This window comes from Hydrogenophaga sp. IBVHS1, from assembly GCF_002127265.1.
In the GTDB taxonomy this organism is placed as follows: Bacteria; Pseudomonadota; Gammaproteobacteria; order Burkholderiales; family Burkholderiaceae_C; genus Hydrogenophaga.
The window spans coordinates 274,615-300,084 of the sequence record NZ_NFUU01000003.1; the positions used below are offsets into that span (position 1 = coordinate 274,615).

Sequence of the window (25,470 nt, forward strand, 5' to 3'; positions counted from 1 at the left end):
GGTGGTCTCAGTGCTCCGTGAAATGCAGCCGCAAGCTGCCTGTGGCCGACAGCGGGCCGTCTTCAACCAGCGTGTCCAGCTCCGACTCGGCAAACAGCGGTACCCAGACGTCTGGCGAAGCCTGCAGCCCCATCACCCCACACACGCTCCACGCCGTGGTGAAGGCCAGCGAAATCTCGATCCACGGCGCGTCCACGTCGGTCTTCTGCACCTCGTAGACCAGCACCGTGCGGCCGCCGGCGGCAATCACCTCCGGCTCGCTGGCCAGCTCGGCATGCCGCGCCGAGAGGCCGAGCGAACTGGCGAGGTCTCCGCTGGGTTCGCCCGGCCCGTCGTCGAGCACCACCACCACGCTGCGCACGCCCACCGGCAGCAGTGTCTGCAGCCCGGTCTGGCGGCTCACCGCCTCATGCGCGCGCACCGTGCCGCGCCGCGCTGCGGCACCCGCCGTGGACGACAGGCGCAACAGCGCACCGCGCGCGAGCAAGGTGGTGTCGGTCAAGGCCACCAGCTCGCTGTGCGACTGCCAGCCCACCACCGGCACGGCGTGCGTGGCCTCGGCCAGCGTCACCGCACCCAGCGCTGGCGTGCGCCGCTTCTCGCGCACGCGGCCCAGTCCGGTCACGGCCACCACCGAGGCGCCCTGGGGCAGGGCCTGCCTGGCCCGGCCGACGGTCTCCACGTCCAGCAGCGGTTCGCCGCCCCGGTCGAGCACGGTGATGCGCGCCGCGCCCTCGCCAGTGAGGTGCAGCGTGGGCGGCTCACCTTCCACGTCGCGCGAGGGCAGCACAAAGCGCAGTGTGCTGCCGGGGTCCAGCGGGGCACCGGCTTTGGCCTTGAGGCTGCGGTGCGTGAGGTCGATGGGCTTCTCGCTGCGCAATGCTGCGCGGCCCACGGCATCGAGCCAGGCGGTTTCGCGAACGGAGGCGGTGCCCGAGCGCACCACTTTGGGCGCGGCCATGGCCAGGCCGGTGGCGCGGGGTTCGGTGGCATTGCCCTGCAGGATCACGGCGGCGCCGGCCATGGGCGGCGCCAGCAATTCGGCCATGCGGTGGGCATCGAGCCGCAGCGCTTCCTTGCGTCGGGGCGACACGGTGGTGCGGATGTTGGCCTCGGCATCCAGTGTGGGCTCCACACGCTGGCGGATCACGGCGTCGAGCACGGGCACGATGCGCTGCCGTTGCACGCCGGGGTCGGCCACCGGCGGCACAACCTTTGTGTCCACACCCGTCACGGCGTCCGCCGCCAGGCCTTCGTGCAGTGAGCGCACCAGCGGCGGCGCGCTGCGCCGTGCGCGCCGGAAGCTGCCGCGCGGCATCACGTCGCCGGATCGGTTGGAAGGTGTCACGCGCACGCCTTCGGCCGAGAGCGCCTGCAGCGTGGCGCTGCGCCGCGTTTTCCATTCGGCGCTGGCCAGCACGGTCTGCTGCGCCTGCCAGATCGCCTGGCTGCCTTGCGCGGCGTGCGCATCGAGCGCCAGCGAGGCATTGGCCCAGACGCTGACGGTGTGGCGCAGGTCGAGCTCGCGCGCGAACGGCAGCGGGTGCACCACGCCGGTGTCGAACAGTTTTTCCCACGGAATCGGGTCGGTGTGGTCGAGCAGGTTGCGGTCGATCTCGGCCACCAGCCGCATGCCGGTGTAGGCGGGAATCACACTGCGGTCCGGCTGGCCTGTATCGGTGTCCCACAGCGCGCGCGCCACGTTGCCGCTGAGCGCCTCGCACACCTGGAAGCGGTGCGTCACGTCCTGGCCCAGGTGGTTGAGCACGCGCACATGGTGCACGCTGGACACACCGGTGCGGTTCATCGGCTTGATGTCGATGGCGAGGGTGCCCCGCGCCCCGAGGTCGATGCCGCCACTGCCCGGGCGCACCTCGCTGGCGCCAATGAAGCTCTCGGTGCGGATCACGAACTCGGGCAGCACGCTCCACGGCCCGGTGGCCGGGCTGCCGCTCACCAGCCCGCGCTCGATGCCACCGGCGAACAGCTTCTCGTCTTCCGGTGGCAGCAGCGCGGTGCGGAACTGGTCCCACGACAGCACCTCCTGCGGCACCACGCGGTCGGCCCCAAAGGGGATGGTGATGCTGATGACGAACACGTCCACCGTGACCTCGCCACCGATGTCCGGGCCCCACACAATCAGCGAGGCGCCGGTCTCGATCTTCACGCGCCCGAGCCAGGTGTCGACCGACACGCCGATGGAGATGCCGATCTCCACCTCGAACCAGAACGGGCGCCACTGGATGTACATGTTGGCCCAGGCGCGGAACCAGGCGCGCACGTCGCCGCTGTCGTACACCGCCTCCAGCAGACCACCGGCCATCACCTGGCGCGGCGTGAGCGCGAAGTAGGCCTCGCCCTTGATGGAGATGCAGTTGGAGACGCGCCAGTTGAAGCCCAGGCGCGGCACCACCGGGTAGTGGTCGGGCGGTGTGTAGCGCGGGTGGTAGCCGCCAATGGTGATGACGAAGTCGCCCGCGTGTTCACCCGCGAACCAGATGAAGAAGGCGAAACCGCCGGTGAGGCGGCAGTCGCGCGAGAGCACCCAGGAGTTGTCGGTGAGGCGCGCCTCGACCGAGATCACACCTTCGATGGTGGAGAAGCGCGCCTTGAGCGCCAGCTCCACACTGACCAGCGGCACCGCCGGCGGCAGCTCGAACTTCGACATGCCGAGCAGCCCGATCTCCAGCCCCCGGTTGAGCAGCACATACAGCAGCGCCTGCGAGTTCACCAGCGCGAACGAGCTGAACTTCAGGCCGGCGGCAAACCAGTAGCTGCCGCGCTCCATCGGCACGGCCGGGCCCATGCGCTGCAGGAAATCCATCGGCGCGGCGGTCACGGCCGACGAATCGCTCATGGCCGCCACCAGCGGGAACTGCGGCAGGCCTTCGATGGCCGGCACCACCAGACCCCGGTTGTAGCCAAAACCCCCGGCCAGGCCGGTGATGAAGAAGTAGGGCGGCCCACCGATGGGAATGCCGATGACCACGAACACGAACAGCGAAGGGTCGCCGTTCACCACGCCGTACGAGCCCAGCGCCACAAAGCTCTTGCCGCCCACCTCGACCAGCAGGAAACCGTCGTAGCGCACGTCGTCGCTGTCGCCCAGGTCGGCCTGCAGCAGGCCGCCGCCGATGCGCACGCCGCCGCCGTCGTAGCTGACCGCCAGGCCACGCAGGCCGAGTTCCCATTTCGACAGGTCGCCCATGTCGGCAAACGGAATCGTGAGCGAGAGATCGTCCACGCCCACGGCGAGGCCAGCGAGCGCCACGCCACCGTCGAGCAGGATGGCGCCTTTCAGATCCGGCCCACCGATCCAGCGGATGCCGATCTGCTGGATGCTCACCGGCCCGAAGGTGCGCTGGATCGGGAACCACACCTCGTTGCGTCCGGGTGTGTCGCCGAGTTCGAGCCAGAAGTTCTCGATGTAGGCCGCGCGCACCGAGAAGCGCGGGTTCACCGGCGCGCTGTCTCCACCGCTGCCGCTCATGAGCGATTGCGCCACCGGGTTGCTGTCCGAGCTGCCGAGCGGTATGGCGATGTGTTCGAGGTCGCCGTAGACGCCGAACTTCACGCGCGGGCTGGCGTTCAGCGGCAGTTCCAGTCGCAGGTAGAGCAGCGATTCGACGCCACCGAGCTGGAAGCCGCTGAGGTCGAACAGCGGCTCGTCGGCGCGGCCGCTCACGTCGATGCCGACCCCGGCGAGCTCGATCACCGGTTCGATCTGGAAGCGCGGGTTGCCACTGCCGTTGTCTTTCAGCAGCAGCAGCGAGAGGCCAGGCAAGGTGGTGGCCGGCCCACCGGCGGCAGCGACCCAGTCGGTATCGCCACCGAGGCGCACGATGATCTCGGGGTCCTCACCCAGGCGAAGTTCGGGCAGGCACACGCGCAGGCCGTAGAGCTTCGGCGCGCTGCTGCCTTCGCGGTGCACGAACAGGCCCGATCCCACCACGCCGAAGTCCACCACGGGCTCGGTGTCGAACGCGGTGGCCAGCGTTTCGAGCGCGGCGCCGATCAGGCGTTCCACCACCGCCACCGGGCCGTTGGCGTCGGTGAGGTCGTTCACCAGTTCGTCGATCGGCACCAGGTTCCAGCCGCTCGCGCCATCGTCCACCAGCAGGCCGGCGCTTTGCAGAATGGGGCCGGCGCGCACACCGCGCCCGAGATCGCTGTTGAGCCAGCCAGTGACCTCGGCGGTGTCGAGCACGGTCTCCACCGCTACCGGCACGAGTACGCGGCGCGCCAGCGCGAGCAGTGCGTCTTCAATGGTGCCGCCGTCGTCCACGCCAAAGGCAAAGGCGGGCAGCACGTCGAGCCGGAAATCGGGCGAGCCCGGCACGTTGCCGATCGGGTAGAGCCACAGGCTCACCGCACCGGTGCCGATGGCCAGACCGATGGACGGGCGGATCGACACGCCGCCGGGCTCGATCACACCTTCGTCCACCGACGCACCGAGCGTCACCGTGACTTCGGGCGCGGGCGTGCCGGCGTCGTTCAGGCCCACCGCCAGTTCGCCCGTGAGCGTGACCGGGCCGAGGTCCACGTTGAGCTCCACGCCCAGGCCGATGCCGGCACCCGCGCGACCGAGCCCAAGCACCACGGGTGAACCCGGCGGGGCAAAGCGCAGTTCACCGCCCACCGCCGTGATGTGGGCACCGGCTGGAATGAACGCTGCGATGGCGCTCACCGAAGCCGGGGCGTTCGCGGCCGAGAAGCGGCCTCGCATCCAGAGCACCGGGTCGTCCACCAGCGTCTGCAGGCGCGCGGCGGTGTCGACCTGCAGCGCGGCGGCCGCGTTGCGCAGCTGCGTGACGAAAGCGGCCACCGACGCATCGCCCGAGGCCGAGAGCGCGCGCAGTGTGGCGTCGATCAGCGTGGGCAACAGCCGCTCGGCGAGCGCGCCCGCGGTGGACGCGTCGAAGCCGGCGAACGGCAGCAGTTGAATGGGCGCGCCTTCGGGACCCAACGCGAGCATGAAGGCGTCGTCGACCATGCCGGCTTGCACCACCAGGCTGCCCCACGGGCTGCCGGCGGGCAGCGGTGCGCCCAGACTCAGGCTGCCCCCGGCGCCAAAGCTGCCGGCCGCACTCCAGCCGAGTTCAAAGCTGCCGCCGAGCGTGACCCCGCCTTCGAGCGCGATGGGCGCGGTGGTCTCCAGCTGCAAACGCGCCTGCGGGGCCGAGACACCGCGCAGGCGCAGGTTGAGCGGCAGGTGCACGTCGCCCGCGCTGTCGGTGAGGCCGAAGGTGTTGAAGAGGTCGCGGGTGAGCGCGATCACGCGCGCCGGGTCCAGCTCCAGCCCGGTGCCGGCGGTGCGCGCGCGGAACAGCGTGGCCTCGGATTGCAGCCAGCCCAGTGGATCGGCCACCACGCGCGCCAGGTTGCGCACGCGCGCACGCTCACCGCCCACGGCGCGCGAAGCCAGCCCGAGGGCTTGCAACACACCGGCGAGTTCGGGCACGCGTGGCAGCACCACGCCATCGAGCAGCGCACTGGCCAGCGTGGTGAGCGTGAGGCGCGGCAGCAGATCGCCGAGCCGCGCGGGCAGGTCGGCGGGCAGGGGAACCAGCGGCAGCGCGGCGTAGGGGGCGGTGCGCGCGCCGTCGCTGAAGTCAACGGCCAGGCCCCACTGCGCGGTGGCCGCGCCCGCCGGCAGATCGATCGAAAGTCTGAGGCCGGTGGCCACCGCATCGGGCTGCACGCGCAGTGCGATCTGCGCGGCGCCCTGCGACAGTTCCAGCGCGAGGTCGCCGCCAAGCGTGAGCGCACCGGCGATGCGCGTGTCGAACCGCAGCGCCACTCGGCCCAGCGCCTGCACATACAGGGAGACGCCACCGCCGAGCGGCAACGCCACCTCCGACAGGCCCACGTCGTGAACGCCCAGCAGGTTGCGCAGGGCATTGAGCAAGGTCTGGCGGCGGGTGACATCGACCAGCAACGGGCGCACATTCGCCGTGAGCCAGGCCACGGGATCGCGCAGCAACGCCAGCCAGGCTGTCAGGCACGGCATGGCGCCACGCGCCGACGTTTCGAGCAAACCCACGGCCTGCAGCAGCGTGCGCAAGGCGCGCCAGACGGGCTCGTCGCTGGCCGATTCGAGCAGCAGGCGCGAGAGGTCGTTCGCCGTGAGGCCGAGCACCGTGCGCAGGTGTGCCACCAGCGTTTCGCGGCGCAACGCGTCGGGCCACACGGCGGCGAGTTCGCGCGCCAGCCAGGCCGGCGCATCGGCCAGCAGCGAAGCCCAGCCTTCGGGGTGGATGGCGTAGCCACCGCTGTCGTCGGCCGCGCCGTCCACGCGTTGCTTTAAAAGTTCGACGCTGGCGAGCAGCCGGGCGAGCGCCACCACGTTGGCGTCGCGCCCGCTGCCGCTGGTGAGTTGCGCCAGCAGCGCATCGAGTGCGGGCACCAGCAGGTCGTCGGGCACCCAGGGGCCGCCTTCCGTGAGGCGGCGCAGCGTGGCCAGCGGCGCCTGCACACCATCCACTGCCGCGTCCACCAGCCGCAACACCGGCACGATGCCGGCCTCGGTGATGTCGAAGCCCAGCTCGGCGCGGCGCACGCGCACCCGTGTGCTGGCACCGCCGACCAGCCAGCCTTCGCTGCGCCAGAGCTCGGCCTTGAGCACCAGGCGTGGCAGGCTGCGCGCGTGGGCGCCGGTGGCCACCTGCACACGCGCCAGGTCCAGCCGCGCGTGGGTGCGCAGCCGCAGCGTGCCTTCCGACGCCGGCACAGCCGGTGCGAGCGCCAGCCCGAAGCCGATGTGAGACACCGGTGCGCGCGCGGCCTGTGCGTCGCGCAACTGCTGCGCGCGCGCAGCGATGGACTCGCCGAGGTTGGCCGCCAGCGACGCCCCCGCGAGGCGCAAGCCGATCGCGTGGCCATCCACACCCGCCGGCAAGGCCAGGCCACCGACCGGCGCGAAGGCCTGCGCCGGCCAGAGCCAGGCCGCGCCATCGGGCGCGCGCTCGCGCACGAAACCCCAGAGCGCATCCAGCGCCTCGCGCAGGCTGCCCGCGAGCGGCGCGGAAGCACCCAGCCGCTGGAGCGCGCCGAGCGCTTCGGTCAACGGCGGGTTGGCCAGCCAGGGCAGCGGCGTGCCGATGTGGGGGGTGCCCACGGTGATGAGACCGCGCACCAGCGGCGCGATGCCTGCGCGCTGCAGGGCCGCTCGCGCGGCCAGCCCGCTGGCTGAGTGCGCCACCACCACGATGCGCTGGCCAGGTTGCGCCTGCGCGATGCGCTGCACGAGGCGCGCCACCTGCTCGGCCTGGCTGCTGACGCCCGCGGTCGCCTCCAGCGGCACGGCGCGTGCACCGGGTGCCAGGCCCGGTGCGTCGTTCCACACCGCGAGTTCGGCGGCGGTAAGGCGCGCCGTGCCCGCCAGGGGCGCCGTGCTCACGGCTTCGGGTGCCGTGCCGGCGATGCGGAAGCTGAACGTGGCGGTGCTGCCCCCCAGTGCACTTTGCACCGGCGCCCACGCGGCGTTGCTGGAAAACGGCGCGCCGAGCAGCAGCACCGGCGCGGTGCCGGCCGCGTCCCATGCCAGCACCTGGCGGCGAATCTCGGCCACCACCTCGGCCTCTGCCAGGGCGTGCACATGGCTGGCGGCCAGCGGTGCGGCGGGTGCGCTCCAGCCGCTGGCGGCGGGTGGCACCTGGCTGGCCGAGAGCACCAGGCCATCGCTGCCGCTCAGAAAATCTTCCAGCGCGGCGAGCCCGGTGCCCAGCGATGCGGGCAGCACACCCGAGAGGGCATCGGCGATGCCGGCGTCCAGGCGCGACAGCACGTCGAGAGCGGGCGCCAGTTGCGCCAGCGGCAGCGCACCGAGGTCTCGCAAGGCGGGTGCGAGCGTGGCGATGGCGGCCGCGAGTGCATCGCCTTCGGGCGGGCCTTCAGGGTCCAGCCACACGAGGCCTTGCACACCGCGTGCGCTGGCGGCGCGCAGGCCAATGGCATACGGTTGCTCGAAAGTGCCTGCGCCCTCAAGCGTGAAGGGAAGGTCTTCCAGACGCGGCAACGAGAGCGGCGCATCGCCATTGGCCTCGGGCGCGTCCGTGCTTTCCAGCGCAGGGTCGTGCGGGAAATCGCCCAGGCCGTTGCGCGCCTGCTCGAAGTCCAGCAGCTCGCCTTCGCGCGTTCGCGTGGGCGCCAGGCCTTGCAGCGCAAGCCCCAGCCAGCGCAGCAGCGGCAGCGCGTGGCGCGGGTTGGCAAGAATGGCCGCGACATGCGCGCGCAGCACGGGTGCGGGATTGGAGAAGAAGGCGCCCCAGTCGGCGGGCTGCAGGCGGGGAAAGTCGGCCGGCAGTGCGATGCCGGCCTCACCACCGCGCCAGGCCGGCAGCGCGATGCCAGGGTCTTCGGGCAACAGGCCGAGCAACGCCGACAGGCCAAAACCGGCCGGGCCACCGTGCTCCAGCATGAGGTGACCCAGCAGGTATTGCGCGAGCTCGGCCACCGCGTCGCGCGTGTTCGCGCCGAGCGCGCCGCCCAGGTCGGGCGCGTCCAGCGCCCAGCCGGTCATGCCGCTGTGGTCCAGCACCAGGTCGGGCAGCACCATGGCGCGACCGCCAGCGAGCCATCGCGCGCCGGGGGCGGTCAGGGCCACCCGCCACTGAGCCCCGCCCACCTGCCGCCATTCCAGCGCGGCGCCCAGGGCCTGTGCGCTGAGTTCAAGGCCACCCAGCGGCGGCGTCTGCAGCGCGCCGTGCAGGCGCAACTCGGCGCGCAACAGCGGCAACCAGGCCGCCTGTGCGGTGCCCGTGCCGGTGGGCGGCGCCAGATCCAGGTGCAGCAGTTCGGCCAGCACCGCAAACGACAGTTGCACCCCATCCACCTGCAGGCTGCGCGGCTCGAAGGCCGCCGCCAGCTTGACCTGCGGGCGGCCGGTGAGCAGGCCGGTTTCTGCGCGCAGCACCACAGCGCCCGCGTCGGTGGCGGCCAGCTCCAGCCGCCATGGATCGGCGGCGCTCCCGCTGCCCCGAAGCGGCAAGGCGCTCACGCCCTCGATGCGCAGCAGCTCGCCCAGCTCGGCCAGCAGATGGCGCCACGCGGGCACACCTGCCACCGGCGTGACCAGCGCACTCGCGTGGTAACGCCCGATGGCGCCGAGCGGGTCGCCGAGAAACTGCGCAATGAGGTCGACGCTGGTGAGCAGCGGAACGGGCCAGGCACCGGTGATGCCGGCTGGTGGCACCAGCCCGATCAGCGCCGCGATGCGCCGCCCGGCATGGGCGCCCCCATCGAGCAGGCCCAGGCCTTGTTCGATCTGCTGCTGGATCGCGTTGCCGACCACGGCGCCCAGGCCATCAATGACCGCATCGGCCGACGACAGGTCGAGCAGCGGCCAGCTGCCACGCGCGCACTCCACGCCGCGCAGCTGCAGCACGGGTGCGGGCTGACCATTGGCGTCCAGCCCGAAGCCGGCTTGCAGCGAACCGACGCGCAGGCGCGCCAGCGCGGCCAGCGGATCGCCGGCGCCGAAGGTGTGGTCCACCAGCGAACCGGTGCTGCTGGCCAGCGTAAGCCCGACCGACAGCGAGGGCAAGGCGCGCAGTGCGCCAGGGCCACCGATGGGAATGGCCACCACCTCGGCCGCGCCACCGAACACCAGCCGCAGCGGACCCGCGAGGGGAATGGGCATGGAGCCCGCGCGCAAACCGAGGTAGAGCAAACGCTGGCCACTGGCCTGCGTTTCCACCGCCGCCGTGACCAGCGCCTCGACCTCGGCCACGCGCACACCGACGCGCCAGGGATCGGGGCGCGTGCCCGCGCCCTCCACCGCAATGGGCACGGGCGCGCCGACACCGGCCACCAGCAGCTGCTGCCAGTGGCCGAGCCAGCCCACCATGGCACCCGGCGTGCCCACCAGCGCGAGGAACCAGTCGTCGAACACCGCCGTGCCGCGTGTGGGCAGATCTTCCCAGCGCAGGCGCGGGCGACCCGCCGGCGCACTGATGCCGAGCAAGGGCAGCAACTCGTCGACCACCGCCGCCGCACGGTCGGCGCCCGCGTCGCCTGCCGCGCGCAACTGCGCGGTGAACAGCGCCACGGCGGTTTCGATCCAGGCCGAGCCAGGGAGGTTGATGAGATCGGCCAGCGAGCGGTCGCGCGGCGCCGCCTCGCCCGGCAACTGCAGGCCGAGCAGCACCAGCGCCACATCGGGCGGGCGCTCGATGCCGGTGATGGAAATGCTGCCGCGCACGCCGCGAAACGCCAGGCCTGCGGTGCCGAAGCCGTTGCGCAGGGACACGTCGGCCGCCAGGCGCAGCGGCGCAGATTCGGAAGCGATCTCGACCCGCGTGCCCGGGCCGGTGCCGTCGGTGGAGAGCAGCGGCACGTGCGCCCACAGCGACACCACGAGGTCGCCTTCGGTCACGCTCCATTTCCAGCCGACGCCGACGAACAGGCGTCCTGTGGCGCTGCGCATGACGAGGAACAGGCCGGTGTCGCCATCGGGCCCCCGAATGGGAATCCAGCGGTCTTCGTCCCCGGCAGCGGGCAGGCCGAGCACCTCGCCATCGGTCTGGCCCATGAGCTGGCCCAGCAGTTCGATGACTTCTTCCTGCCGCTCGCTGAGCGCTCGCGCGAGTTCGGCGGCGGGGTCGCGCGCAAAGGCTTCGTTGAACTCGACGCTGTCGCCAGCACCCGCGCGCAGCAGGCCCGCCACCTCGCCGACCTGGCGAACGACCGGGTCGAGCGCATCGGAAGCGAAGCTGGCGGACATGGCGGGTGCGCCAGCTTCAGGCCGAGGTGTGAACGGTGTCGGTGTGCTCCACCGCGCCCGGCACATGCGTCCAGGTGATGGTGGCGAAGGTCAGCTCGACTTCCTCCATGGGTGCGAGCGTGGCCTGCGCGGGATCGAGCGTGTCGGGCAGGCGCAGCGTGCACTTGGTGATGCGCCCATCGGTGAAATCGAGCGTGAAGAAATGCTGAGCGCCGCCGGTGCCGGCGGGGTTGGGACGGAACCAGCGGAACGAGCCCGACACCACCTGGTTCTGCGACAGCGCCTGCCGCAGCAACGGCGTGGCGCGGTCCATGAGCTTGGTGAAGCGGATCGGTGCGTAGATGCGGCGCCCCGTGGGCAACAAGGTGGCGCGATCAAACGCGGTGGACACCTGCTGCTCGAGCGAGAGCACCTCGATGGTGTCGGCCCGGTCCATCGAAGTGACGCTGCTGTCGCCTTCGACGGTTTCGCCGGCGGCGGTGAGGGTGAGTGCGATGGTGTCGGCCATGGGATTGCTCCTGCGGTGGGTGACGGCGGCGGGTCAGCGGCGCACCAGTGGCACGCTGCCCAGATAGCGGCGATTGAGAATGGAAAGGTCGAGCGGTTGGTCGCCCGCGCGCACGTCGGCGTAGTAGTCGCGCAGTGCGGCGGTGGACACCGGCTCGGTGGCGATGAAGCTCAGCACCTTGCCCAGCGTGTAGACGCCAGCGACCACCAGCGGGGACTTGGCGCGCCGCCGGCCCAGCATCACCTGCCCGCAGCGCAGCAGCGCAAACCACACCAGCGACGTGACGGGTTCGGCCCAACGCGCGGCCAGCGTCGCGTCGCCGCGCGGGCGCGACTCGGCCACGGCGGTGAGGCTGGCTTCGTTGGGCGAACCGCCGATCTTGTAGGTCAGCAGCAGTTGTGCGTCACCGGTCTGGTCGGTGAAGACCGAGAGCTCGACGAACACGAAACCGGGCGCGTAGCGCACGCGGGTGCGGGCGGGGTTCACCAGCAACTCGCTTTCGGCATCGCGCCACACCACCGGCTGTTTGAGATCGGCTCCACCGAACTGGCTGGCCAGCAGGCCAGACGCGTCGGCCAGCGGCAGATCCATCACGAACAGCTGGGTCTTGGCCAGCGCGCGAAGTTTGCGGGTTTCGGGTGAGACAGGCATCAGCCGCTCCACGCAAAGGGCCGGTGACAGCGGCGGCGGATGGGCGACATGAGACCCCCCTCATGAAGCGGACCGCTCGGCGTGGCTGTTGGGCGCCACTGCCTGCGCTCCGTTTGGATGTGCCTGCTCGGGCACATGCCGTTTTTTGATCAGGCGCAGTATTGATCTCGCCGCCTTCCACAGGCAAGCGGGACATTGTGAGTTTTTGAAACGCCGGCGCTGCACGCGCCTGGCAGCCAGCCGGTCAGCGGGCCTCTTGCACGAGCACGCGCCAGAGGGCCACGGCAGTGGGAATGTCCTGCAACCGGGCCAGGTGCTGGAAGCCGGCCATCGAACGCGCCGGGCCGCGCGTCACGCTGCTGAGGGCCGGGCAACGGCCGCCAGTCCAGATCTTCACCTCCGGCAGCAGCCGGCTGCGCAACTGCTCCAGTGCGCCCAGCACATCGCGCGGGTTCTGTGCCGCGGTGAAGCCCAGCGCGACGATGTGGGCGCCACTGACCGACACCGCGTTCACGATGTCGGACAAGGGCGTCTGCACGCCCAGCGGCACCGTCTCGCAACCCTCGAGCGCCAGGAAACACTCCGCCATCAGCAAGCCCAGGCCATGTTCCTCGCCGGGCAGGGTGGTCAGCAGCACGCGTGGTGCGGCCATGGGACGCGCCAGATTCACTTGCGAGATCGCCTGCCGCAACATCGACTGCAGGACCTCGCTGTACAGGTGCTCCTGGTGCACCGCCAGGCGACCGGCCAGCCAGGCATCCCCCACCAGCTCGTTCATGGGCGCCACGCCTTCGAGCAGGAAGCGCGCGATGCCGTGCGCCTGCAGCATCTCGTCCATTGCTTGCCGCAGCGACCTGGCGTCGTACCGGTGCAGCATCTGCAACCAGACCTCGTGTTCCTCGTGCGCGGAAGGCGCTGGTGCCGCGGCCATCGCGCGACGGGCCCGGGTCTGAATCCGGCTCGGCGCGGGCTGCGTATTGAGTTCAAGCAGCGCCTCCAGCGGCAGCGGCACCACCTGGCCCGGCCGGTGGCCCGCGTCGATGAGGCGCCGGATATGGCGCAGCCTGGCCAGCTGGGCATCGTCGTAGCGTCGTTCGCCGAGTGGGTCGCGTTGAGGATCGGGAAAGCCGTAGCGCCGCTCCCAGACGCGCAGGGTGTCCTTGGACAAACCGGTGTCGCGCTCGATGTCGGCGATGGTGTACCAGTTGACGCTGCCAGAGCTTGAGTTTGTCATGGACAAATGTTTCAATGAACCCCGTCATTATGGAGTTGCCGGCATGAGAAAAGGACCATCCCCCACCGCCAGCGCCGGCATGCGGCGCTCGCTGGTGGCGGCCTTGATCGGTTTTGCGCTGTCCGGTGGGGTGCTGGCCGCCGAGCCCGGTTGCCCGGCGCTCCTGCAGCACCGGTTCGACCGCCTCCAGGATGAGAAGCCGCAGTCGCTGTGCCAGTACCGCGGCAAGGTGGTGCTCGTGGTGAACACCGCGAGCTTCTGCGGCTTCACCAGCCAGTATGAGGGGCTCGAGGCGCTCAACGCGAAGTACCAGTCGACCGGCCTGGTCGTGCTGGGCTTTCCGTCCAACGACTTCGGGCGTCAGGAGCCCGGCAGCAATGGGGCGATCGCCGAGTTTTGCGAGAACACCTTCGGCGTGAAATTCCCGATGTTCAGCAAGACCAGCGTGACCGGCTCCGCCGCCAATCCGTTCTACCGGCAGCTCGCGCAGCGCACCGGCGAGCGGCCGCAATGGAACTTCCACAAGTACCTGATTGCCCGCGACGGCGAGGCCGTGCGCAGCTACGGCAGCCGCGTCGAACCCAAAGACCCTGCCTTGTTGAGGGACATTGAAAAGTTTCTCTCGACTAAATAGTGACTAAGCAGTCACAATAAAACCCATCAGTATTTTCTGACACCCATGAACCCATTTTTCCCTCTTTGCCCACCGAACGCGCGCCCCAAAGCGACGCGACGCTGGAACTTTTGGCGGGCCATGGGTCTCCCAGCAAACAGATACCGTTTTGCACTGCGAAGCCTGTCGAGTCGTCAAGACCCGACTGAAATCCCGAGGCGCTTCTCCTCCTCCTCCCTCCCTCCCTGGTTCGTTTCGGGGCGCTTCGCAGTCTTTTGTACAAGTGGCCACCGCTCTGCGGTCAAGGCCTGAGGTCACGATGATGTACTCGGACCTCCAGCAGCCCCCCATGGCAGGGCATCCCCCGCGCCCGATCCGGGTGGCCATCGTCGGCTCCGGCATTGCCGGCCTCGCCGCCGCCCACACCCTGCATGGCCTCGCCGACCTCACGCTGTACGAGGCGGGCGAGTACTTCGGCGGCCACACGCACACCGTGGACGTGACGTTGCCCGACGGTCAGGGCACGCCCACCACGTTCGGTGTCGACACAGGTTTTCTGGTGCTCAACGAGCGCACCTACCCGAACCTGCTCGCGCTGTTCTCTTCGCTCGATGTGCCGATCGCGAAGTCGGACATGTCGTTCTCGGTGCAGGCCGACGGCGCTGGCCCCGGCGGGGGCACGCTGGAATGGAGTGGCAGCGACCTGTCTTCAGTGTTCGCGCAGCGGCGCAACCTGGCCAATCCGCGCTTCCTGCGCATGCTGGCCGATATCGTGCGCTTCAACCGGATCACCTCGCGCCTGGCCGCCAAGGGCGAGGATCTGGGCGAGCACAGCGCCCTGCTGCAGCCGCTGGGTGATTTCCTGCGCTCCCACCGTTTTTCGGACGAGTTCCGCGACTGGTATTTCCTGCCCATGATGGGCTGCATCTGGAGTTGCCCGACCGACCAGATGCTGGCGTTCCCGGTGGCCACCATGGTTCGCTTCTGCCACAACCACGGTCTGATCCAGATCACCAACCGACCGCAGTGGTACACGGTGGAAGGCGGTGCGCGGCAGTATGTCCAGAAGATCGTGGACCGCATCGCCGACCGCCGACTGGCCACGCCGGTGCGCCAGGTGCTGCGCGACCCGGAGGGTGTGCGCATCGTGACCGACGGCCAGGTGGAGCGGTTTGACGCGGTGGTGATGGCCTGCCACAGCGACCAGTCTCTGCGCTTGCTGGGCAACGGCGCGAGCCAGAACGAACGCGAGGTACTGGCCGCCATTCGCTACCAGCCCAACCGCGCCGTGCTGCACACCGACGCCTCCGTGCTGCCGGCCAACCCGCGCGCCTGGGCGGCCTGGAACTACCAGCGCGCGCCCCAGGCCAGCGTGGAATCGGCGCAGGTCTGCCTGCATTACCTCATCAACCGCCTGCAGCCGCTGCCCGTGACGCAACCCGTGGTGGTGTCGCTCAACCCGCAGCGCGAGATCGCGCCGACGCAGGTGCTCGGCGAGTACGAATACGACCACCCGGTGTTCGACCTCGCGGCGATCCGTGCGCAGGCGCGGGTGCCCGACATGCAGGGCCAGCGCCACACGTGGTTCGCGGGCGCCTGGACCGGCTACGGTTTTCACGAGGACGGGCTCAAATCGGGCCTGCGCGCGGCGCGCAGCATCATAGACACGCACGGCCTGGTGCCGATCGAACAGGCCGCGCAGGCGAGACGCCACGCGCTGCCCGGGGTGTTTGCATGAGCGCCGCAAAGGCGGTGGCGCAGATCGGTTTTGGTCAGGTGCGCCACACGCGCCACCGCCCGCGCCGCCACGCGTTCGCCTACGCCACGTACTTCCTCATGCTGCCAATGCGCAGCCTGCGCGCCGAAGGCAACGGAGACCTCGCGCGCAACCGCCGCGCGGCGCTGAGTTTTCACGACGCGGACCATGGCGACGGCCGCGCCGACAGCCTGGCCTGGCTCGACGACGTGCTGCGCGCGCACCGCATCGACGACGCGGTGGGTGAGGTGTGGCTTCACACCTACCCACGCGTGCTGGGCTACGCCTTCCTGCCCGTGAGTTTCTGGTACTGCCACCGCGCCGATGGGACTCTGCGCGCGGTGCTGGCCGAGGTGAACAACACGTTTGGCGAGCGCCACTGCTACCTGCTGGACGCGCCGCGCTATGGCCAGCCCTGCGAGGCCGACAAGGTGTTCCACGTTTCACCGTTCTGCCCGGTTCGTGGCCGCTACCGCTTCGTCTTCATGCGCGCACAGCTCCCCCTGCCGCGCACCGTGGCGCGCGTCGACTATTTCGACGATGGCGGCGACGCGCCGCTGCTCAACACCAGCGTGAGTGGCGAGCTGCTGCCGCTGAACGCACAGACGCTGCGCCGCGCGCTCTGGTCTTACCCGGCCATGACCTTCGGGGTGATCGCGCGCATCCACTGGCAGGCGCTGCGCCTGTGGATCAAGAGCGCGCCGTTTTTCCGCCAGCCGCCCGCTCCGGGCGATTTCGTCACCGCCGCCGTCTCGCCCGCGACCCCCGTGAACGCCGAACCCCGCCACCCATGAACTCCACCACCGCTTCCCGAAACCCCGCCGGCTTCGACCTGCCCCGCAACGCGCCGGCGGCCGCGCGCACCACGCTGCAACTGCTGCAGCGGCTGGTGCACGGCAGCCTCACCCTGCAGTTGCCGGACGGCACGGTGCAGCGCTTTGGCCAGGCCGATGGGCCACACGCCAGCATGAAGCTGCACAACTGGAACGTGTGCGGCGCCGCGCTGAAATCGGGCGACATCGGCTTCGCGGAAACCTACATAGATGGCGACTGGAGCACGCCCAACCTGACCACCCTGCTGTCGCTGATGGTGGCCAACCGGCGCGAGGTGGAAGACGTGATCTACGGCTCCTGGCTGGGCCGTTTTGCGTACCGCGTGCGCCATTTGCTCAACCGCAATTCGAAGGCCAACAGCCGCAAGAACATCCACGCCCACTACGACCTGGGCAATCCGTTCTACACGCTGTGGCTGGACGAAACCATGAACTACTCGTCGGCCTGGTTCGAGGAGCCGGGCCAGAGCATGGTGGCCGCGCAGCACGCCAAGGTGCGCCGCGCACTGCGCATGGCCGGCGTGCAGCCGGGCGACCGCGTGCTGGAGATCGGTTGTGGCTGGGGCGCGCTGGCCGAGAAGGCCACCACCGAGTTCGATGCCAGCGTGGTCGGCGTGACGCTGTCCACCGAGCAGCTCGGGTTCGCGCAGGAGCGCATGCAGAAGCTTGGCCGCGCAGACCGCGCCGATCTGCGCCTGCAGGATTACCGCGACATCAACGACGCGCCTTTCGATGCCATCTGCTCGATCGAGATGGTCGAGGCGGTGGGTCGTGCGTACTGGCCCACCTACTTTCAGAGCGTGCAGCGCCTGCTCAAACCGGGTGGTCGGGCCTGCGTCCAGAGCATCGTGATCGACGACGTGCACTTTGATCGCTACATCAAGGGCACCGACTTCATACAGCAGTACATCTTCCCCGGCGGCTGCCTGCCGTGCCCGCGCGAGTTCCGCGCGCAGGCCGCACTGGCGGGCCTGGAGGTGGTGGACGAATTCGCGTTCGGCCGCGACTACGCGCGCACGCTGGCCATCTGGCGCGAAAGTTTCCTGCACGAGAAAGACCGCGTGCTGCAGCTCGGCTTCGATCAGCGCTTCCTTCGCATCTGGGAGTTCTACCTCGCCTATTGCGAGGCGGCCTTCGAGCAAGGCAGCATCGACGTGGTGCAGTACACGCTGCGCAAACCCACCTGAGCCCGACACGATGCGCTCTCATCTCGTTGCAGCCTTCGCGCTGGGCACCTGCCTTCTGGCGCTGCCCGGTGGTTTTGTGCACGCGGTGCCTGGCGAAACCACCGTGGGCGCAGCGCTCAAGGACCAGCCAAAGCTGGGCACGGCGCGCCTGCGCGTCTGGGGCTTCGAGGTCTATGACGCCAGCCTGTACGCGGCGCCAGGCTTCGACGCGCAGCGTTTCACCGAGCAACGCTTCGGCCTGGAGCTGAACTACCTGCGCAGCTTCAAGGGACCCGACATCGCCGAACGCTCGATCGAGGAAATGCGCGGGCTGGCCACCATTGATCCCGCTCAGGCCGAGCGCTGGTTGAAAGCGATGAGTGCCCTGTTCCCCGATGTGCAACGCGGCGACCGCATCACCGGTGTGCATGTGCCCGGTGCTGGCGCGCGCTTCTATCTCAATGGCCAGTGGCTCGGCGAAGTCGCGGACGAGGCCTTCTCGCGCCTGTTCTTTGGTATCTGGCTGTCGCCGAAGACCTCGCAACCGGGCATGCGACGCACGCTGATCGAGGCCTCAGGCACCGCCTCGCGGCCGGCCTCATGAGCGCGGCGCTGCAGGAGCCGGCCGCCCGCTTCATTGGCCCTGGCGCCTGGCGCCACGGCGTGCGCTACGGTCTGCTCGGCCTGCCACTGGCGTTCGTCGCGCTGCCGCTGTATGTGATCCTGCCCAACCACTACGCGCGCGAGTTCGGCGCGCCGCTGGCTTTGCTGGGCGCGGTGCTGCTGGCCGCGCGCCTGGTCGATGCCGTGCTCGACCCCTGGATCGGCCGCTGGTGCGACCGCCTCTCGGCGCGCTCGGTCGCCGTCCTGATGGTGGCCACCGGCACCGCAGCGGTCGTGCTCGCGCTGGGGCTGTGGGGCCTGCTGTTTCCGCCAGCGGCGGTGCGCTCGGCCGGCACCACGGCGCTGCTCACCTGGGCCGGCCTGTTGATGGCCGTGACCTACACCGCCTACAGCGTGGTCGCCGTCGCGCACCAGGCCTGGGGCGCTCGCCTGGGTGGCAACGAGGCCCAGCGCAGCCGCGTGGTGGCCTGGCGTGAAGGGCTTTCCCTGCTGGGCGTGCTGATCGCCGCAGTGCTGCCCGGCACGCTCGGCCTCGGCACGACAGTGGCCACCTTCGCGGTGCTGCTGGCGCTGGGCTGGTGGGCATGGAGCGGTTCGACAGCACCACGCGCCCAGGTGATCGAGGGAATCCCGCCATCGGCGGGCCCATCGCCACTGCGCCAGGGCGCCTTCCTGCGTCTGCTGGCGGTGTTCGTGCTCAACGGCACGGCCAGCGCGGTGCCCGCCACACTGGTGCTGTTCTTTGTGCAGGACCGCTTGCAGGCCTCGCCTTCGGTCGAGCCGGCGTTCCTGGCCACCTACTTTCTGTGTGCCGCGCTCTCGATTCCCCTGTGGGTGCGCGTGGTGGGCCGCCTGGGCCTTGGGCGCACCTGGCTGGTCGGCATGGCGCTGGCCGTGGCGGTGTTCGTGTGGGCCGCCACGCTGGGCACCGGCGATGTGTGGCTGTTCCTCATTGTCTGCGCACTTTCCGGCGTGGCCCTGGGCACCGACCTCACCCTGCCCAGCGCCATGCTGGCCGGCCTCATCGGTCAACTCGGCGAACGCGGTCAGCGCGAGGGCGCCTACTTCGGCTGGTGGAGCTTTGCCGCCAAGCTCAACCTGGCGCTGGCCGCCGGCCTGGCCTTGCCGCTGCTGGCGTGGTTCGGCTACGTGCCCGGCGCGCGCGACGAAGCCGCGCTGCAGACCCTCACCATCGCTTACTGCCTGCTGCCCTGCGTGCTCAAGCTGCTTGCCAGCGGCGCGCTCTATGCGCTCGTCATCCGGCCGCAGCAGCGGCTGGCCCTGGCGACGTCCCCCGTGACCACTTCCTGAAAGAAATCCATGCAAAGACGTCTGCTGCTGGCTGCCGGCATCGCCTCCGTCGCCACCCTCTCAGGCTGCGCCGGGCCACAGGTGTCGCAATACGCCAGCGAGAAGCCACTGCTCGATCTGCGCACCTACTTCAATGGCACGCTCGATGCCTACGGCGTCTTCACCGACCGCTCCGGCGCGGTGGTGAAGCGCTTCACGGTGGTGATGCGTTGCAGCTGGAACGGAGACGACGGTGTGCTCGACGAAGACTTCACCTACTCGGACGGCACCACCCAGAAGCGCATCTGGCGCATGAAACACCTGGGCAATGGGCAATTCACCGGCACCGCCGACGACGTGGTGGGTGTGGCGCGCGGCGAGCAGCGCGGCAACGCCTTTCGCTGGGGCTACACCTTGCTGCTGCCGGTCGACGGAAAGACCTACGAGGTGCAATTCGACGACTGGATGTACCTGATGAATGAACGCGTGATGCTGAACAAGGCCGAGATGAGCAAGTTCGGATTCAAGCTGGGCGAGGTCACTCTGTCCTTTGTGAAGCGCGCGCCATGAACCCACCCATCCGAGACTGGCGCGGCCTGCGCGTGTGGCTGGTCGGTGCCTCCAGCGGCATCGGCGAGGCGACCGCTTCGGCCCTGCACGCGCGCGGTGCGCAGGTGCTGGTGTCGGCGCGCCAGGCCGGCGCGCTGCAGGCCTTTGTGGCCGCGCACCCGCCGCGCGAAGGCGCGCTCGCACAAGCCTGGCCGCTGGACGTGACCGACGCCCAGGCCGTCGCGCAGACCGCGAGCGAGATCCTCGCGCAGGGCCCGCTCGACATGGTGGTGTACTGCGCCGGCCACTACCGGGAAATGCGCGCCAGCGCCATGGACATGGCCGACCTGCGGCGCCACCTCGACATCAACTACGTTGGCGCGCTGAACGTGTTGCACGCGGTGCTGCCGGCGCTGATCGCACGCGGCGAGGGCCACATCAGTCTCATCAGCAGCGTGGCAGGTTTTCGCGGGCTGCCCAAGAGCCTGGCCTACGGACCGACGAAGGCGGCACTCACGAACCTGGCGGAAACGCTCTACCTCGACCTGCACCCCGTCGGACTGGGCGTGAGCGTGGTGCACCCCGGCTTTGTGCAGACGCCCCTCACCGCGCAGAACCAGTTCACCATGCCCGCGCTCATCACACCCGAACAGGCGGCACTGGCCATGATCACGGACTGGGGACGGGGCGCGTTCGACATCCACTACCCCAAGCGCTTCACGCGCTGGATGAAGCTGCTGCGCCTGCTGCCCTACCGAGCCTATTTCCCGGCGGTTCGGCGCTTCACCGGGCTGTGAAACTCAGTTGGGCTTGCTGTCGATGAAGCTCTGGCGCTGATTGAGTTTGTCGGCCAGGCGCGCCAGGTTCGGGTACGTGGCGCGCCAGTCGATCACCGGGAAGCGGAAGTCCAGGTAACCCAGCGCGCAACCCACGGCCACATCGGACAGGCTGAAGTGAATGCCGGAGCAGAAGGGCTTTTCGCCCAGGCCCTGGCTCATGGACTTGAGGCTGGCTTCGATCTTGCCGAGCTGGCGGTCGGTCCAGGCCTGGCTTCGCTGTGCGTCGGTGCGCCCCGGCCATGTGGTCTCCAGGCGCGCGAGCACGGCGGCGTCGAGCAAGCCATCGGCCAGGGCTTCCCAGGTCTTGACCTCGGCGCGTTCGCGGCCTTGCGTGGGAATGAGCTTGCCCACGGGCGAGAGCGTGTCGAGGTATTCGACGATCACGCGCGAATCAAACACGGCTTCGCCACCTTCCATCACCAGGCAAGGCACCTTGCCCAGCGGGTTGGAGGTGCCGATCTGGGTGTCGGCCGACCACACGTCTTCCAGAATGAAGTGGTAATCCAGCTTCTTCTCGGCCATGACGACGCGCACTTTGCGCACGTAGGGGCTGGCGATGGCACCAATGAGTTTCATGAGGAGTGGGGAAGTCGGTTGGACGCGGGAAGGCAATTCTAGCCAGCCAGCGCGCGCTTCGTGCCGACAGGCTCATCGCACGGCGTGCCCTCCTACAATCGCCGGATGCGCCCGACCACCCCCTCTCCCGCCGCCTCCGCTCCGCCCGCCTCGGGCTCGCTGAGCACCATCTCCGCCCTGTCTCCACTCGACGGCCGTTATGCCGCCCGCCTGGCACCCCTGCGCCCCTTCATGAGCGAGCAGGGCTACATGCACCGCCGCGTGCAGGTCGAGATCGCCTGGTTCATCGCCTTGTCCGACGCCGGGCTGGCCGAGTTCAAACCCCTTTCTCCCGGCGCCCGCACCTACCTGCTGGGCCTGGTGAAGAACTTCAGCGAAGCCGATGGACAGGCCATCAAGGACATCGAGAAGGTCACCAACCACGACGTGAAAGCGGTGGAGTACTGGATCAAGTCGCGCTTCGAGGCGCGCCCGGAGCTGGAGAAAGCCGCCGAGTTCGTGCACTTCGCGTGCACCAGCGAAGACATCAACAACACCAGCCACGCGCTGCAGCTCAAAGGCGGGCGCGACGCGGTGCTGCTGCCGGCGCTGGATGCGGTGATCGCCAAGCTGCGCGAGATGGCGCACACCCATGCGGCCGTGCCCATGCTCAGCCGCACGCACGGCCAGACCGCCAGCCCCACCACAGTGGGCAAGGAGATCGCCAACGTGGTGGTGCGCCTGGTGGCTGCGCGCGAGAAGATCACCAGCGTGAAGCTGATGGGCAAGATGAACGGCGCCGTGGGCAACTACAACGCCCACCTGAGCGCCTGGCCGGATTTCGACTGGGAGGCGTTCAGCCGCAACGTGATCGAGTCACCCGAGCCGCTGGGCCTCGGGCTGACTTTCCAGCCCTACAGCATCCAGATCGAGCCGCACGACTACATGGCCGAGCTGTTCGACGCGGTGGCGCGCACCAACACCATCCTGATCGACCTCTCGCGCGACATCTGGGGCTATGTGAGCCTGGGCTATTTCAAGCAGCGACTGAAAGCCGGCGAGATCGGCTCAAGCACGATGCCGCACAAGGTCAACCCGATCGATTTCGAGAACGCCGAAGGCAACCTGGGCCTGGCCAACGCGCTGCTGCGCCACCTGTCCGAGAAGCTGCCGGTCTCGCGCTGGCAGCGCGACCTGACCGACTCCACCGTGCTGCGCAACATGGGTGTGGCGCTGGGCTACGCGGTGCTGGCCTACCACTCGCTGGGCGTGGGTCTGGGCAAACTGGAAATCAACGAAGAGGCCATTGCCGCCGACCTCGACGCCTCGTGGGAAGTGCTGGCCGAACCGATCCAGACCGTGATGCGGCGCTACGGCGTATCCGGCGCCTACGAAAAGCTCAAGGAAGTGACACGCGGCAAGACCGTGACCGCCGAAGCCCTGCATGCGCTGATCCGTGGGCTGGAGATTCCCGAGGCGGAAAAGGACCGTCTGCTGGCCATGACGCCGGGCAGCTACGTGGGCAAGGCCACCGAACTGGCGCGCCGCGTCTAGAGGCCCGGTGCCTCAGGCAGGAGGACGCAACCGGTTGCGGATCCTGAAGAACAGACGTGCCAGCTTCGGCGGCAGCCAGTCGCGCAGGTGCTCATCCGTGCGGAATCGCCTCGCTTCGGCGTGCACCTCCGCCGAATCGTTGGGCCGCGCGTAGTACATGGTGCTGTGGCTCGGCACCTCTTTGTAGATGTTTCGCGAACTGGTGTAGTAGTAGAGCGCAATCGAACGCCGTTTGATGTGGTCCGGCGTCTTCAGGGGATCGGGATGACCGTGGTAGCTGTCTGCGTCGGTGCTGAACACCACGCAACGGTTCAGAAGCGGGAACACCCTGGAGTGGCACGTCGTCATCTTGCGGTCCCACAGCTCCAGCGCCCCGCCCCACTCTTCGTTCCAGTCCGGGTTCAGGTAGATCAGGAGATTGAGGCGCCGCTCCAGGTGCAGGGTCTCGTTGATGCGGAAGTCGGCGTGAACACCGAGCAGTCCCCCGGTGCTGATTTCGTGGAACCCGCCGCCCTCGAAATACGGATCGGGAATCAGGCCTTCAATACCGGTGAGGCCCTGCAGGAATTGCAGCACGGGCTTGGAGTTCAGAAACGCGAACAGTGCCTGCGCGTCCTTGCTGCAGTCGTACGGCAGGATTTGCCGCTTGTGGTGTCCGCCGTAGTTGATGTCGAACACCCGATCCGACTTCAAGGGTTCAGCCGGAAAGTTGTCGAGCGCCTGCTGCAGCACTGGCTGCGGAAGAATGCCGTCCAGCACGATGTGAGGAAAGGGTTCGGCCGACCGGTATTCCTGCGCCAGCATCTCGCCCGTGGCGCGGGCCTCGACGGGATCCATGCTCAAAGCGCCGTCCTGGCTGACCGGCAAGGTGAGTTCGAAGAGGTTCATGGAGCAACATTCCCTTACAAGAGGGTCGGATGATATCGAACCCAACGCGCAGGCACCCCCTGCCTGCTGAGGCTTTCTGTGCAATGTGATACGAAAGTGGCCAGTGAGTCGGTCGGCATGCCCTGTCAGCCGCGCGCCCGATCCGCACCAACCGGCTCAACCGCCCGGGGTTTCCAGCGCTCGCTCGGCGTAACGGTTGAAGCGCCACGCATCGTCTTCGATCGTGATGCGGCGCCAGCTTCCCCGCTTCTCGGCCGGCGTCATTTCGGTCCAGCGCTGCACCTCGTCGAACGTTCGGCCACATCCCTTGCAGACCGCGTCGCCCTGGCTGGTGGAGCAGATGGCGATGCAGGGCGTGTCGGGGGTGGTTTCATACCAGGCCAGCCAGGCCGCGCGGGCTGCAGCAGGCAAGGTGGCTTCGTCGGCCTCGGTCTCGTGGAAATACACCAGAAGGGCATACACCTCGGCCAGCGCACGCAGCTCCTTGCACAAAGACACGCCATCCGGCGAGGGTGAGCGCTCACGCCAGTGGTTGATGGCGGCTTCAATGTCGGTGATGTGGATGCCGGGCATGGGGTGTGGATCATAGCCAGTCGCGCTCCGGGCCTGTGGGAACTGCTTACCCAAAGCCCCGGCCTTCGGCAGGCGTGGGCCGCTACAATCGCGGGTCTCGAAGGGGAGTAGCTCTCCGTTGCGGATCAGAAGGGCCTTTTGGCCCCACCCGATCCGGACCATCGGGTTGTCGTCAACACGAAGCGCTTGCTTCCGGCGGCCCGGGCCAGGCGAACTCCAACGCCAGGCGAGCAAGACCTTTGATGGGCTCCCCACGGCCGATCAAGGCATGTCCGTCCCCCTTCGCCAGCGCTGCAGCGCTGTCGCGGGTGGGTGGTGCAGTGCCTTGCGGTTACCGCTTGCAACAACGAGGAATTTATGGATTTCCTGACATCGCCCGCGTTCTGGGTCGCGCTCGGACAGATCATCATCATCGACATCCTGCTCGGCGGCGACAACGCGGTGGTGATCGCGCTGGCCTGCCGCAAGCTGCCGCCGGCTCAGCGCACCAAAGGCATCATTTACGGCACTGCGGGTGCCATCGTGCTGCGGGTGATCCTGATTGCCTTCGCCATGACGCTGTTGACCGTGCCCTTCATCAAGCTGGTCGGCGCCATCCTGCTGGTGTGGATCGGTGTGAAGTTGCTGGCCCCCGATGAAGATGGACACGCGAATGTACAAGGCAGCGACAAGCTGCTGGCCGCCATCAAGACCATCATCGTGGCCGACCTCGTGATGAGCGTGGACAACGTGATCGCCATCGCGGGCGCTGCTCAGAATGCCGGCGAGCACTCGTTCCTGCTGGTGGTGCTGGGCCTGCTGATCTCCATCCCGATCATCGTCTGGGGCAGCACCATCGTCATCAAGCTCATGGCGCGCTTCCCCATGATCATCACGCTGGGCGGCATGCTGCTGGGCTGGATCGCCGGCGGCATGCTGGTCACCGACCCGGCGTTCGTGAACCCCGACAAGTGGCTCTGGATGCCCAAACTGGGCACCCTCGACGAGAAGGGCATGGCCGATATTTCTGCCACGCTGTACTGGACCGCGCACGTCGTTGGCGCGCTGCTGGTGCTGGCTCTGGGCAAGTGGGTCGCCTCGCGCCGCCCGCCGGTCACCCACGAAGTCTGAAGTC

17 protein-coding genes are annotated in these 25,470 nt (G+C 68.9%); 10 read left to right on the plus strand and 7 right to left on the minus strand.

Annotated elements, in window-relative coordinates:
• Positions 1-7: 7 nt before the first annotated feature.
• The 4 genes from CAP37_RS19170 to CAP37_RS19185 all read right to left on the minus strand — a co-directional run bounded on the left by CAP37_RS19170 (position 8) and on the right by CAP37_RS19185 (position 13,116).
• A complete protein-coding gene (locus CAP37_RS19170; RefSeq protein ID WP_086125972.1) occupies positions 8-10,723 on the minus strand; it encodes a DUF6603 domain-containing protein in 10,716 nt (3,571 codons plus the stop codon).
• Positions 10,724-10,739: 16 nt separating this feature from the next.
• Positions 10,740-11,231 carry a type VI secretion system tube protein TssD gene (gene tssD / locus CAP37_RS19175; RefSeq protein ID WP_086125975.1) on the minus strand — a complete coding sequence of 164 codons (492 nt, stop codon included), beginning with the start codon at positions 11,229-11,231 and terminating at the stop codon, positions 10,740-10,742.
• A gap of 33 nt (positions 11,232-11,264) precedes the next feature.
• The gene (locus CAP37_RS19180; RefSeq protein WP_086125977.1) at positions 11,265-11,882 is read right to left on the minus strand and encodes a hypothetical protein; all 618 of its coding nucleotides are present in this window, start codon (positions 11,880-11,882) and stop codon (positions 11,265-11,267) included.
• A gap of 244 nt (positions 11,883-12,126) precedes the next feature.
• Positions 12,127-13,116, minus strand: coding sequence for a MerR family transcriptional regulator (locus CAP37_RS19185; RefSeq protein ID WP_086125979.1), 990 nt, complete (start codon positions 13,114-13,116; stop codon positions 12,127-12,129).
• 43 nt (positions 13,117-13,159) lie between these two features.
• Here CAP37_RS19185 and CAP37_RS19190 point away from each other — a divergent pair, with 43 nt between their 5' ends.
• The 8 genes from CAP37_RS19190 (at position 13,160) to CAP37_RS19225 (ending at position 20,744) form a co-directional block, all read left to right on the plus strand.
• Positions 13,160-13,750: a glutathione peroxidase gene (locus CAP37_RS19190; protein ID WP_086125982.1), complete on the plus strand. Its 591-nt coding sequence runs from the start codon at positions 13,160-13,162 to the stop codon at positions 13,748-13,750.
• A 352-nt stretch (positions 13,751-14,102) separates the two neighbouring features.
• Positions 14,103-15,467, plus strand: coding sequence for an NAD(P)/FAD-dependent oxidoreductase (locus CAP37_RS19195; protein ID WP_086127117.1), 1,365 nt, complete (start codon positions 14,103-14,105; stop codon positions 15,465-15,467).
• A complete protein-coding gene (locus CAP37_RS19200; RefSeq protein WP_086125985.1) occupies positions 15,464-16,279 on the plus strand; it encodes a DUF1365 domain-containing protein in 816 nt (271 codons plus the stop codon). The genes CAP37_RS19195 and CAP37_RS19200 overlap by 4 nt, the downstream gene beginning before the upstream one ends.
• The gene (locus CAP37_RS19205; protein ID WP_086125988.1) at positions 16,276-17,505 is read left to right on the plus strand and encodes a cyclopropane-fatty-acyl-phospholipid synthase family protein; all 1,230 of its coding nucleotides are present in this window, start codon (positions 16,276-16,278) and stop codon (positions 17,503-17,505) included. The genes CAP37_RS19200 and CAP37_RS19205 overlap by 4 nt, the downstream gene beginning before the upstream one ends.
• Before the next feature lie 10 nt (positions 17,506-17,515).
• Entirely contained in the window at positions 17,516-18,088 is a 573-nt protein-coding gene (locus CAP37_RS19210) for a chalcone isomerase family protein (protein ID WP_086125990.1), read from the plus strand.
• Positions 18,085-19,419 carry an MFS transporter gene (locus tag CAP37_RS19215; protein WP_086125993.1) on the plus strand — a complete coding sequence of 445 codons (1,335 nt, stop codon included), beginning with the start codon at positions 18,085-18,087 and terminating at the stop codon, positions 19,417-19,419. Before CAP37_RS19210 ends, CAP37_RS19215 begins: the two co-directional genes overlap by 4 nt.
• A 9-nt stretch (positions 19,420-19,428) precedes the next feature.
• Complete coding sequence (locus CAP37_RS19220) at positions 19,429-19,968, plus strand: DUF3833 domain-containing protein (protein WP_086125996.1); 540 nt, start codon at positions 19,429-19,431, stop codon at positions 19,966-19,968.
• Positions 19,965-20,744, plus strand: a complete 780-nt coding sequence (locus CAP37_RS19225; RefSeq protein ID WP_086125998.1) for an SDR family oxidoreductase — start codon at positions 19,965-19,967, stop codon at positions 20,742-20,744. Before CAP37_RS19220 ends, CAP37_RS19225 begins: the two co-directional genes overlap by 4 nt.
• 3 nt (positions 20,745-20,747) lie before the next feature.
• Here the strand turns inward: CAP37_RS19225 and CAP37_RS19230 are convergent, their stop codons facing one another.
• Positions 20,748-21,362, minus strand: coding sequence for a glutathione S-transferase N-terminal domain-containing protein (locus tag CAP37_RS19230; RefSeq protein WP_086126001.1), 615 nt, complete (start codon positions 21,360-21,362; stop codon positions 20,748-20,750).
• A gap of 105 nt (positions 21,363-21,467) precedes the next feature.
• Between CAP37_RS19230 and purB the strand changes: the two genes are divergently transcribed.
• Entirely contained in the window at positions 21,468-22,895 is a 1,428-nt protein-coding gene (gene purB, locus CAP37_RS19235; protein WP_086126004.1) for an adenylosuccinate lyase, read from the plus strand.
• 12 nt (positions 22,896-22,907) lie between these two features.
• On the opposite strand, the gene CAP37_RS19240 is transcribed toward purB, so the two are convergent.
• A complete protein-coding gene (locus CAP37_RS19240; protein WP_086126006.1) occupies positions 22,908-23,783 on the minus strand; it encodes a 2OG-Fe(II) oxygenase in 876 nt (291 codons plus the stop codon).
• A gap of 156 nt (positions 23,784-23,939) precedes the next feature.
• Positions 23,940-24,356, minus strand: a complete 417-nt coding sequence (locus CAP37_RS19245; protein ID WP_086126009.1) for a DUF3717 domain-containing protein — start codon at positions 24,354-24,356, stop codon at positions 23,940-23,942.
• 357 nt (positions 24,357-24,713) lie between these two features.
• Here CAP37_RS19245 and CAP37_RS19250 point away from each other — a divergent pair, with 357 nt between their 5' ends.
• Positions 24,714-25,466 (plus strand): TerC family protein, encoded by a 753-nt coding sequence (locus tag CAP37_RS19250; RefSeq protein WP_086126012.1) that lies wholly within the window; start codon positions 24,714-24,716, stop codon positions 25,464-25,466.
• The last annotated feature ends 4 nt before the right edge of the window (positions 25,467-25,470 follow it).